General features: G+C 69.6%; 14 protein-coding genes. 9 read left to right on the top strand and 5 right to left on the bottom strand.

Going from position 1 to position 10,674, the window contains the following annotated elements; translation table 11 throughout:
• Window positions 1-1,131, bottom strand: a complete 1,131-nt coding sequence (locus MUY22_RS43140; RefSeq protein WP_247064401.1) for an SIS domain-containing protein — start codon at window positions 1,129-1,131, stop codon at window positions 1-3.
• A 432-nt stretch (window positions 1,132-1,563) separates the two neighbouring features.
• Between MUY22_RS43140 and MUY22_RS43135 the strand changes: the two genes are divergently transcribed.
• From MUY22_RS43135 to MUY22_RS43120, 4 genes are all read left to right on the top strand, one after another.
• Complete coding sequence (locus MUY22_RS43135; RefSeq protein WP_247053274.1) at window positions 1,564-2,379, top strand: DeoR/GlpR family DNA-binding transcription regulator; 816 nt, start codon at window positions 1,564-1,566, stop codon at window positions 2,377-2,379.
• Between the two features lie 96 nt (window positions 2,380-2,475).
• The gene (locus tag MUY22_RS43130) at window positions 2,476-2,709 is read left to right on the top strand and encodes a hypothetical protein (RefSeq protein ID WP_247053272.1); all 234 of its coding nucleotides are present in this window, start codon (window positions 2,476-2,478) and stop codon (window positions 2,707-2,709) included.
• Window positions 2,710-3,219: 510 nt separating this feature from the next.
• A complete protein-coding gene (locus tag MUY22_RS43125; RefSeq protein WP_247053270.1) occupies window positions 3,220-3,537 on the top strand; it encodes a hypothetical protein in 318 nt (105 codons plus the stop codon).
• A gap of 87 nt (window positions 3,538-3,624) precedes the next feature.
• The gene (locus tag MUY22_RS43120) at window positions 3,625-3,984 is read left to right on the top strand and encodes a hypothetical protein (protein WP_247053268.1); all 360 of its coding nucleotides are present in this window, start codon (window positions 3,625-3,627) and stop codon (window positions 3,982-3,984) included.
• 205 nt (window positions 3,985-4,189) lie between these two features.
• Here the strand turns inward: MUY22_RS43120 and MUY22_RS43115 are convergent, their stop codons facing one another.
• A complete protein-coding gene (locus tag MUY22_RS43115; protein ID WP_247053266.1) occupies window positions 4,190-4,747 on the bottom strand; it encodes an alpha/beta hydrolase in 558 nt (185 codons plus the stop codon).
• Between MUY22_RS43115 and MUY22_RS43110 the strand changes: the two genes are divergently transcribed.
• The 4 genes from MUY22_RS43110 (at window position 4,740) to MUY22_RS43095 (ending at window position 6,944) form a co-directional block, all read left to right on the top strand.
• The gene (locus MUY22_RS43110; protein ID WP_247053264.1) at window positions 4,740-5,135 is read left to right on the top strand and encodes a hypothetical protein; all 396 of its coding nucleotides are present in this window, start codon (window positions 4,740-4,742) and stop codon (window positions 5,133-5,135) included. The two genes, MUY22_RS43115 and MUY22_RS43110, sit on opposite strands and share 8 nt — an antisense overlap.
• A 55-nt stretch (window positions 5,136-5,190) precedes the next feature.
• Window positions 5,191-5,604 carry a MarR family winged helix-turn-helix transcriptional regulator gene (locus MUY22_RS43105; protein ID WP_247053262.1) on the top strand — a complete coding sequence of 138 codons (414 nt, stop codon included), beginning with the start codon at window positions 5,191-5,193 and terminating at the stop codon, window positions 5,602-5,604.
• Between the two features lie 579 nt (window positions 5,605-6,183).
• The gene (locus tag MUY22_RS43100; RefSeq protein ID WP_247053260.1) at window positions 6,184-6,591 is read left to right on the top strand and encodes a hypothetical protein; all 408 of its coding nucleotides are present in this window, start codon (window positions 6,184-6,186) and stop codon (window positions 6,589-6,591) included.
• Window positions 6,588-6,944: a hypothetical protein gene (locus MUY22_RS43095; protein ID WP_247053258.1), complete on the top strand. Its 357-nt coding sequence runs from the start codon at window positions 6,588-6,590 to the stop codon at window positions 6,942-6,944. The genes MUY22_RS43100 and MUY22_RS43095 overlap by 4 nt, the downstream gene beginning before the upstream one ends.
• On the opposite strand, the gene MUY22_RS49880 is transcribed toward MUY22_RS43095, so the two are convergent.
• The 3 genes from MUY22_RS49880 to MUY22_RS43085 all read right to left on the bottom strand — a co-directional run bounded on the left by MUY22_RS49880 (window position 6,928) and on the right by MUY22_RS43085 (window position 9,013).
• Window positions 6,928-7,158 (bottom strand): hypothetical protein, encoded by a 231-nt coding sequence (locus tag MUY22_RS49880; RefSeq protein ID WP_371827711.1) that lies wholly within the window; start codon window positions 7,156-7,158, stop codon window positions 6,928-6,930. The two genes, MUY22_RS43095 and MUY22_RS49880, sit on opposite strands and share 17 nt — an antisense overlap.
• A gap of 252 nt (window positions 7,159-7,410) precedes the next feature.
• Window positions 7,411-7,674, bottom strand: coding sequence for a hypothetical protein (locus tag MUY22_RS43090; RefSeq protein ID WP_247053257.1), 264 nt, complete (start codon window positions 7,672-7,674; stop codon window positions 7,411-7,413).
• Window positions 7,675-8,233: 559 nt separating this feature from the next.
• Complete coding sequence (locus tag MUY22_RS43085) at window positions 8,234-9,013, bottom strand: hypothetical protein (RefSeq protein ID WP_247053254.1); 780 nt, start codon at window positions 9,011-9,013, stop codon at window positions 8,234-8,236.
• Between the two features lie 435 nt (window positions 9,014-9,448).
• Here MUY22_RS43085 and MUY22_RS43080 point away from each other — a divergent pair, with 435 nt between their 5' ends.
• Window positions 9,449-10,663, top strand: coding sequence for a CdaR family transcriptional regulator (locus MUY22_RS43080; protein WP_247053248.1), 1,215 nt, complete (start codon window positions 9,449-9,451; stop codon window positions 10,661-10,663).
• The last annotated feature ends 11 nt before the right edge of the window (window positions 10,664-10,674 follow it).

The following is a 10,674-nucleotide window of genomic DNA, read 5'->3' as shown; positions in this document are numbered from 1 at the left end:
TCAGCCCTCCGCGGGGTTCGGGAACGCGTGGATGACGACGCCCCGGACGACGCGGTTGACCTCGCCGCCGGGGAAGGGGTTGTCGGGTGGCAGGCCGCGGGCCAGTGCGCACGCCAGGGCGATCGACTGTGCCGGGATCGCGGCGACGATCGCGCGCGCGGCGTCCGGAAGTCCGGCGATACCGGGGATCGGCCACGTCCGGGCGTCACCCGATTCGCTTTCCGCGCCGATGACCAGCACGCGGTCCGAGCCGAGGGAAGCGACCAGTTCCCGCGTGATGTCGTCGTCGTAGGCGCGGGTGTAGGGATCGCCGGACGGGAAGACGACCGCGATGGTCTCCTCGTCGAGGACGGACTTGGGGCCGTGGCGGAAGCCCAGCGGGGTGTCGGCCACCGCGACCACCCGGCCGGCGGTCAGTTCGAGGCACTTGAGCGCGGCTTCGTGCGCCAAGCCCTTGAACGCCCCGGAACCGAGGTAGACCAGCCGGGCCGGTTCGGTGGCCGCGATCGCGGCGGCGCGGTGCTCGGCGGTGTCGAGCAGGGTGGCGGCCGCGTCCGCCGCGGTTTCGACGTCGACGTCCACGCCGAAGGCCAGCAAAGTGGCCAGGACCATGCCGGTGAACGACGAGGTCATGGCGAACCCGCGGTCGTTGAGGGCGTCGGGAAGCGCGATCACGACGCCGTTCTTGGTGTCCGACCACTGCCGGGCGAGCGCGCCCGAGGCGTTGCAGGTGACGACGACGTGGTGCAGGGCCGGGGCGAGGCGGCCCAGCAGGTCCGCCGCCGCGACGGATTCGGGGCTGTCACCGCTGCGGGCGAACGACACCAGCAGTACGGGACGGTCGGCGACGACGACCGAGCGCGGGTCGGCGACGATGTCCGTCGTCGCGATCGGCTCGACCGGCCGGCCCAGGTGCCGGGCCAGGTCCGGCGCCAGCACCTCGCCGGCGAACGCCGAGGTGCCCGCCCCGGTCAGCACGACCCGGGCGCGGGGGTCGGCCAGAGCCTCGCCGAGCAGCCGGTCGATGCCGGACCGCGCCTCGGCCACCGTCCGCGCCACTTGTCGCCAAGCATCGGGCTGCTGCCGGATCTCGCCGGCCGTGCGGCTGCGGCCCGGCTGCTTCTCCTGCACTGACAAGGACATCACCTTTCGACGTCGAGGCCGGTTCCGGCGGAACACGAGGTGGATGTGACGTCGAGAGTTCGAGCGTCACGAAGAGAGGGTGTGCGACGACGATTCGGAAAGCGCTTCCCGGTTCCTGTCCGATCGGCGGGTCCCCTGTTGGTACGTCGCGGGTGCGTGGCAAGCAAGCATTCGCGGTCAAATGAACATCGCGCATGTTCGTTTGCGGGTGCGAACCCGAGTGACGCTCGTCGCGTCGAAGATCGACCGGGACCCCATTCCGCCGGCTGATCGATTGATCGCTTCAGCACCTGACCTGGACCTCCGCCGCGCGGCAACCCGGGTGTCCTGTGTGGACGTTGAGCGGACCGGTGCGGGGGTGCTGGGTTCCGCGGTTCTTGGTGCTCGAATTTGTTCGAAACGGCCGTAGAATGTGCAGGCATGAGCCTTTCTGACGTCGCCGTTCCCCTGGTGAACGAGCGTCCACGAGGTCGGACTTCCCGCTCCGAGCGGATGTCGGAGATCCTGCGCGAACTGAGCGAGACGGGCTCGCTGCACGTCGGTGACCTGGCGCGCCGGTTCGGCGTCTCCGAGGCCACGCTGCGCCGGGACCTGACCGCGCTGGAAGACCAGCGGCTGCTCACCCGGACGCACGGCGGTGCGCTGGCCCAAGGTGTTGCGTACGAGTTGCCGGTGCGCTACCGGGAGGGGCGATCGCGCGACGCGAAACGCGCGATCGCGCGGGAAGCGGTCCGCCGGCTGCCCGCGGGGCCGCACGTCATCGGGCTGACCGGCGGCAGCACCACGGGGGAGCTGGCGAAGGAACTGCCCGACCGCCTGGACCTCACGGTGGTGACCAACGCGCTGAACACGGCGATGGACATCGTGCTGCGCCCGCGGGTGAAGCTGGTGGTCGTCGGCGGGGTGTCGCGGCCGCGGTCCTACGAGCTGGTCGGGCCGTGGGCGGAGCAGGTGCTGGCGTCGATCAACATCGGCACGGCCTTCATCGGCGTCGACGGGATCGACGCGGAGGGCGGCATCACCACGCACGACGAGAACGAGGCGCGGACGAACCGCGCCATGCTCAGCCGCGCGCAGCGGGTGGTGGTCGTGGCCGACGGCAGCAAGCTGGGCCGGCGCACGCTGGCCCGGATCGCCGACATCGGCGAAGTCCACGAGCTCATCACGGATGCGTCGGCCGGCCAGGAGAACGTCGCGGTGCTGCGTGCCGCGGGGGTGCGCGTGACAGTGGTTTGAGCCCAGGGCTGATTCGGCGCCGTGACACTCCGGCTGCGTGGTCCATTGGTCGCCACCACCCTCACTGCCACCACCCTTACCGCTGCCGCGCTCACGGTGGCCGGTCTGCCGGCGACGGCGGGGTCGTCGTCGGCCGCGGTGAGGCTCCCGCCGCTCGCCGCGGGCTTCGACTATGGGACCCCGTTCGGGAACCACGTGGTCGACATCGAGTGCGGCAACTCCGGGCTGAGCAAGGCGTGCGGGTCGTGGAAGGGCAAGATCAGCGTCGTCCAGCGTGACAAGCAGGTCGTCCCGGCCGACCAGGGCGGCTGCAACCGCAAGACCTGCTGACGACGGGATCCGGTGCCGCCTGGGGGTACGGCGCCCGAAATCGGCTCGCCCGGTCCGGAACCCAGAACTCCGTACGGGCGGCGGAGCGGTCGGCCTCTCCGGTCGCCGAGCGGCCGCCGAGCCGCGGCGATCGTCCTCGAAAGCGAGAAACCCGCCCGTGCCGTCCTCCGGCGGCGCCGGCCGGTAGCTGCCGACCGGAATACGCCGGATGCGGGCGTGCCGCGCACTGGCGCGGTGAACTCGATGGGCGCGCGTCCGTCCGGTTGGCGAAGAACTGGATCTTCTTCGAGCGGGTGTCACTGCGCGTGGTAGGCATAACACCTCTGGGAGAAGGCCGAAGAGGAGTGGTCGAGACCCTTCACGGCCGATGGTCACACGCTGGATGCGAAAGCCTTCGGTGTTGATATCCGGGCTTGGATGCGTGTCAATCGATCATTTTCTAAATTCGGACGTTGGTGATTGACGACTAGATGAGAAATCGCTTTCATGATGGCGATTCGGAGACCGCCGATGACCGACCATGATCCGCTCGCCTACGAGGTGACGTATTCCCTCCGGCTCAACGAGATCGCGGCGACCACCGCCGAGGTCGTGCTGCACCCGGACGAGGTGCGCCCCATCGACATCGAGGTCACCGGACCGTGTCCCGCGTGCGGGGGTGCGACCGTCCACATCGAACCCGTGGAGTTCGTGCGCGGCGCAGCATCGGACGGGGCACTGGACATCGAGGTGATCTGCGCTTGCGCGTTCTCGCACGAGGACGCTCCGGACGGCAAGACGGGCTGCGGCCGCTCCTGGCGGCTCACGGTGGAATGGGACGGCGCATGACGGTCAAAGTGCGGCCCGGTCAGCACCGCGCTGACCCGGTGGCGCGCCGAACGGCTGCAGGAACTCCGGCGCACGGAACTGGAGCACGTGCGTAAGCAGGGGGAGCAGTGGCGGACCGGCCTGGCCGGCTTCGTCACCGTGATCCTGACGGTGTCGCTGGTGTCGGGGCGCACCCCGCTCACCGGACACCGCACGGGCACCCAGATAGCCATCGGGGTGCTGATGCTCGCCGCCGTCGTGGCCACCGCGGCCGGCATCTTCCTCGCCACCCGCGCCGCGAACGGCTTCCCGTCCCGCCCCCGGCGGCTCACCGCGGAGGACCTGATCCTCGACGACCGGCTCGCCGCCCGCCGCGTAGCCCACGACCTCCGCACCGCGGTCCTGGTCTCCGGGGCCGGGCTCCTGCTCATCACCGTCGCAGCCGCAGTTGTCTGGTTCGGCCCCTAGCCGGTCGCCGGAGGAGCGTACGGCGAAGGAATCCGCCCTGGTCGAGGCGGAGCGGGTTCGGCGACCTCGTCCCGGTCCGACCTGGTGCCGGCAAGCGCGCCGTCAGCCTGCGTGGCCACCGGCTCGGCCTGGACCTCTGCTACAAGCTCGACGGCAGCGGCGTCGGCGAGTCGAAAAACCGGATGTGCACGAACCCCGAACCGGCTCAGAGGTGATCGGTGTAGAAAGCGGCGAGTCGGTCGACGGCGGCGTCGACGTATTCGGGGACGTCGTACATCTCGTAGTGGCCGGCGCCGTCGATCACCATCAGGTCAATGGGGTTGGGTGCCAGTTTCCAGAGCTTCATCCCGGCTTCGTAGGAGCCGGTGGTGCCGAGGCGGCCGGCGAGGACGACCTGCAGGGGCTGGGTCATGAGCTCGTCGACCAGGTGGAAGGGGTCGTAGCCCAGCAGCAGCGCGTCGCCGCGGGAGAGACGGCGGTTGGTCGAGTTCTCGTGGCGGCCGCGTTCGGTGCGGTAGAAGGTGATCGCCTGGGTGGTGTCGAGGTCGGTGATCCCGGCGGCTCGTGCGTCGTCGAGGGTGTCGGGCAGCCAGGTGTCGCGGTTCACGTGACCGGTGCGGTTCTCGGCGGTGCGCGCGGCGGCCATGGCGTCCAGCGCGGCCGCCGGGCCGTCGGGCTGGAAGCTGCGGAACGCGGCGCCGATGTCGCTCGGGACGACGGTGCCGACCGCCTTGATGCGGTGGTCGGTGCGGGCGGTGTGCACGGTAGCCACCACCGGCGCAGATGCCGAGGACGCCGATGCGGTTTGGGTCGATGCCGGGCGTCGTGTCGAGCGCGTCGATGGCGTAGGAGATGTCTTCGCCGCGGCGGTAGGGATCTTCGAGATCGCGGGGATCGCCACCGCTCGCCCCTTGGTGGGCGGGGTCGAACACGAGCGCGGCGATGCCCCGGGCGGCGAGGCGGGAGGCGTAGTTCGCGCCGATCTGTTCCTTGACGCTGCTGCCGGGGGTGGCGAGTACCACCGCGCGCAGCGGCTCGCGGCCGGCGTCGTCGGGCAGGTGCAGGTCGGCCGCGAGCTCGATCGGCCCGCGGGGGATCGTCAGGTGCTGGCGCACTCGGTGACCACCTTTCGCGTAGAGTTCGTTCGATGACCTTGCTAGTACGAAACTGAACTAGTTCCGAACTGTACCATCTGAGGAGAGCCGCGTGCCGGTCGACGCCGCCCAGCTGTGGACGCTGAACCACCGCCTGCTGACCGTCGTGCTGGACGCCTGCAGCGGCGAGTTCGGCGCGCTCGGGCTCGATCCCAAGGAGTTCTTCGTGCTCGCCGAGGTCCCGGCGTCGCCGTACCCGGCCGAGCTGGCGACGGCGCTGGTGATCCCGAAGGCGAGCGTGACGGTGTACGTGCGCAACCTCGTCGCGAAGGGGTTCATGCGCCGCGAAATCGACGACGCGGACCTGCGGCGCCACCGGCTCGTCCTGACCTCCGACGGGGAAGCGGCCCGCACCCGCGCGCTCGCGGCACTGGCGGCGGAGTTCGACCGCCGGCTGGCGAAGATCGCGCCGGGTGACCGCGCCGAGCTGCAGCGGATCCTGCTGGAGCTGCTCGGCTCGGCCTGAGGTTGAGACTGCCGGACCTCCGGTTGATCGGTGCTTGACGTTCGACCGATCTGTGACTGTGTAGCGAAGCATCACCGCGCTGCGATCGTAGAAGGCCCCGCCGGTGCTGGCTGGGAGGTCACCACACCGACGAGCAGATGCAGATGATCGAGCGCTGAGCCAGCCGGGCCGGGAAGCTGCTCAGAGTCGCGAGGGTGCTGACCGCCACGGCGCGGCCCTGTCACTGGCCGCGCGGCGCAACCGGGCCGCCGGAGTCATCGCGGGAGCGGCTGAAGTGGCGTCCGGCCTCTGTGCCCGCTTCGGTGTCTACGCGGCCGGGGTCGAGTCGACGAGGGATCCGAAGTACGTCGTCGTGCCCCAGCGAGAACGTCTGGCGCGTCGCGCGCAGGAGCAGGAATGGTCACTTCCGAGGTGGTCGGGACACAATCTTCGTGACACCACTTCCGATTCGCGTTTCGAACAAGGGTTCGGCGGGCATGAATCGCAACAGCGGGTGTCGACAAGGTCAGGGTCGGGAATCGTCGTTCCGATCTGAAGGCCGGTGACCATCTGGCCACGCCAGGTGGCGGCCCGATCGCCGTGAAGGCTGTGCATCGCTACACTGCCACCAACCGGACCTACAACCTGACCATCGAAGGCGTCCACACATACTATGTACTAGTCGGCAACACCCCGATCCTCGTTCATAACGATGGCGACGATGGCGAAACCCTGAGTCGTGACGATCTGAGTCCGGAGCAGCTGAGGAACTTGAAACGCTACGAGAAGAAATTGCCGGCTGGTGCTGAGCCAACGGTGATCACCCGTGGTGCCAATGGTGCAGTTCAGTTCGAGGCGAAGGTGCCTGGGCGAGTGCCAGGTTCGCATGCCAACTACACGAAGACGGTTGACGCTTCAGGTGGCACGATCGGATACTTGAAGACAACGGTTGTTCCTGATGGATCCGTCGCTCACGTCAAGGACAAGATGACAGGAGGCTGTCCGTGAACGCTCGAGATCGGGCCGTGGCTCTTCTGGATATCCTTGAACTGCGCAAATCAGTTTCTGATGCTGTTCGTGAATTATCGCGTTTCGGTTTTGACGGCGAAGAAGATCTCGTCACGTTGACGCCCGCGCACGTGATCGGACTTCTTCGGGAATACCTGTCCGGTGCGCTTACGGAGAAAGACGTCGAAGTATGGGCAGAGGCGCTTGCTGGGCGGGATGACGTCGGACTGCTGGAAGGGTATGAGAATCTCTTGAAGCAGGTTCTGTTCGAGCTTTCCACGCCTGAGATTAATGAGCCAATAGATTTCGAAATGGCGCGACGATGGGCGGAACGCATCAGCACCCTCCCGTAGGGTGCCGTGTTGCTGTGGAGGAAGTATTCGGTCGACTGTTGTCAACCGGGTGAGGCGGTACCGGGACTGGCGGCGGGTGAGGACGGTCATTGACCGCGCATCTGTCGTAGGTGTAGCGGACTACCCGGTTCCGGGCGTCCGTGGTGGTGAGCAGTCGGCTGGCTGCGTCGTGGGTGAAGGTCGTCTTCCCCGTGTCCGGGTCGGTCGACGAGATCTTGCGGTCTTTCAGGCAGGCCGCGCCGGTCGATCGGGCACACCGACAGCTCGACCTGGCCGTAGATCGTCGCTCCCCACCGCAGCTGGATCACCCCGACGCCGGCCCGGACGACGGGCGGGGCCGCCACGAGCGGCAAGCGGCGCCGTTGGACGTGACCTTCGGTGACCTGCGCTTCGGTCGAGGGGGTCGATCAGCGCCCACCTGCCGCCGCGGCCGGGCTGGCTCCCGCAGTGCCGGCACACTTGTGCGCTACCGGTCATGACCAGATCTGACCAGTTCCCGTCCGAGGACGTCTGCAACATCCGGGTCGGCCCCTGCGACGTAGACGAACATGACCGACGACGCCACACCATCGACTTCGTCACCCGAGCCACCGCCGCCCGTCGCAGCTGACCGGCCGGGACGGTTGCCGGAACTGTCGCCGAGGACGATGTGGCTGACCGCGGCCGTGATCGCGGTTCTGACCATGGCCGCGGTCGTGGCGCTGTGGTGGCCGGCGACCGCCGGACTCACCGGTCACAAACTCGTATCCAACCGGCTCGATGCACTCAAGATCGGACTGAGTATCGGGCTGGGCAGCGGCGGCGTCGTTGCGTTGTACCTGTCTTGGCGACGCCAGCATTCCACCGAAGCCGACCTCGACAACCGTGAGCGCACCCCTCGCCCACCAGCAGGAGGTCCACGCGGCCACGCTGGCTTACCAAGGACCGGGTGCTAGCGGCACCGAGTACGACGCCGCCCAGCGGCGGCCGAACGAGCGGCCGCCTGGGGCCGGGGCGGACGGCGCGCGCGAGGACCGGCCGCTCCGGGCTCACCGCTGCAGGTGGTGCTTCGGCCTGGTGGTGTTTCGGTGGCCGGCCCGGGTGTGCGGCGGCGCGCCGGACTGCGTCGCTGGCTTGAGCGCGGCCGGGTGCGGGTTGTACACCGGCTCAGTCCGGACGTCGACGAGCGTGCGGCCACGGCTCTGGCTCGGCCGGCTCGTCGGCGAGCTGAGGGTGGTGGCCTGGTGTCACGTCCCTGCTGGCCGGCTTCCCCGCGATCGGGTAACCCCGGGGCCACCTGCGCCTTCCCGCTACCACCTGGTGACCGCGAGGACCACGCCGTCGTCGCGTTCCTCGGTCACCCTGGCGAACGCGACGCCGCCTTCGGAGGTCGAGGCGCAGAACGCCGTGCCCGTGGTGCTCTCGACGGCGGGGACCGCCGCGCCGTCCAGTGCTTCGCCGCACTCCTCCGCGCTTGGCGTGCCGCTGCCGGTCCACTCGGCGAGCCCGCCGCGGAGGGGCGTGACCAGGTACCTGGTCGAGTACCTGCTGTTGTCCAGCCAGACGTCCGCCGCGGGGTCGCCCGCTCTCGCCTGCCGTCCGGCGTCCAGGTCCGCCGCCTGCGCCTTGAGCAGGATGATCCGGCGTTGCGAGCCGGGCGAGGCCGCGGTCGTCGAAGCGGGCGGGGACGTTGTCGGGGAAGGTGGTTTCCTGGACGGCGGCGTCTCGGAGGGCGGAGTGGTCGAAACGGGCGGCGTCGCCGCGGCGGTCGTCGAAACAGACGTGGTTTCGGTGGAGCCACCGCCGGATCCCCGCAGGTGCACCGCACCCCAGATCGCCACACCGACGCCGACGAGAGCGGCCAGCACCACCACCCCGCGGCGCACACCCAGCAGGCCGGGCACGGCCAGGCCCGCCGTCAGCGCCGTGGCGACCCCCAGCAGGATCGAGTTCTTCGGCCAGTCCTCGCCGGGGACGAGCGAGACCACGACCGTCACCACCGCCAGCACGTCCGCGAGCGTCCCCAGCCAACCCTTGACCGGCTGCGCGCGCGACCCGGGGTTCGTGGTCCTCCCGCGCGGATTTGTCACCGCTGCTCCTTCGGTGTGCCTGTCATGGTCACCGGCGGGAGTCGACGTCGATCACCCCGGTGTTACGAACCGGGGTGTTCTGCCGGAAGCCGCTGAGAGGGCCATCCGGCGGCGGTGGGTTGCCCCGCCTGAAGACGCCTGTCGCGCTCGTGCTTTCCGCTGTGCTCACCGTTTCCCTCGCCGCGCAGGCGACGAGCCGCCGGCACCTTGGAACGCGCCAACAACTCCAACGGTCTCGGATTCGGGCAGTGGGAGCGGCGCGACGCACTGGCACTGGCCGCTACAACAAGCGGCGAGCCATCATCGTCTGATCTCGGCGGTAATCCGGCTGGTCTAACCGCGCTGTGTTTGCGCTGGCCAACATCCTGATGTAGACCGATCCGCGCGGCCATCGGCTCCGAATCTCCGGGCGCGGGGCGACGACGGTGGGTGTGGATGACTGACGTGCGGGCGGACAACGGCGACACGGCGCGGTCGCTCGCGGCCAGCGTGCTGGGCGGGCTCGACGAGCTGACCGACGGCCTGGTCTCCGTGATCGGCGACCAGAACCCGGGCTACCGCCTGGTCGACGTCGTGCCGCGGGACGACCTGTGGCACTCGTGCCACGACAACCTCCGGCGCGTGCTCCAGCTCATCGGTCACGCCGGCGACGCCGAAGACTTCTACGACGCGGCCCGCGCCACCGGGCGTCGCCGCGCCGAGCAGCAGCTGCCGCTCGACGACGTGCTGCGCTCCTTCCGGCTCGGTGGGCGCCTGGTCTGGCAGGCCCTGACCGACCAAGCCCGGGCCACCGGAGAGGTGAACAACGAGGCCATGCTCGACCTCGCGACCCGGGTGTGGGAGGTCGTCGACGCGATCTCGGCCCAGGTCGCCCAGGCCTATCACGCGGCCGAGCGCAGCCTGGTCCGCGCGGACGAGCAACGCCGCGCCTCCCTGTGGGAGGGCCTGCTGCAAGGGCGGGCTGCCGACGCCGGGTTCGCCTACGAGGCCGGCCGGACCCTCCGCCTGCCGATCTCCGGGCGCTACGTGGTCGTCGCGGCGGCCGGACCCGGCGACGCCGATGCCGGCTTCGCCGAACCCCTGGGGAGCGCGCTGGAGGATCTCGGGTCACCGTCGGCCTGGCAGTCGCGTGCCGACGTCCTCGTCGGCCTGGTGGCGCTACCCGGTCGCGACGTCGCCGGCGTGGTCGCGGCCGTCGGCTCGGTGCTGGCCGTGCCGGCCGGGGTGTCCCTGGTCGTCGACGGCCTGGCCGCGGTGCACGCGGCCTATCGCCAGGCGGTCCTGGCGATGCGGACGGTGCCGCCGGGCCGGTCCGAGGTCGTGTGCCTGGCCGAACGGCTGCCCGAGGCGCTGTTGCTCAGTTCGCCGGAATTGACCGATTCGCTGCTGCAGAACTGGCTGCGCGGCCTGCTCGACCTGGGCGGGGACGAACGCGGCCTGCTGCTGGAGACCCTGTCGACCTGGGTGGGCACCGGCGGGTCGGCGACGCGCTCGGCACAGATCCTGCACTGCCACCGCAACACGGTGCTCAACCGGATCCACCGGATCGAAGGGCTGATCGAGCAACGCCTGACCGGTGGCGACCTTTCCTTGGAGCTGGCTCTCGTGGTCCGCGCACTGCCGTTCCTCCCGCCACCGCGCGTGCCCTGACAAGCACCGGC

The sequence above is a fragment of the Amycolatopsis sp. WQ 127309 genome (assembly GCF_023023025.1).
In the GTDB taxonomy this organism is placed as follows: domain Bacteria; phylum Actinomycetota; class Actinomycetes; order Mycobacteriales; family Pseudonocardiaceae; genus Amycolatopsis.
This window is presented reverse-complemented; position numbering and strand designations above follow the sequence as displayed.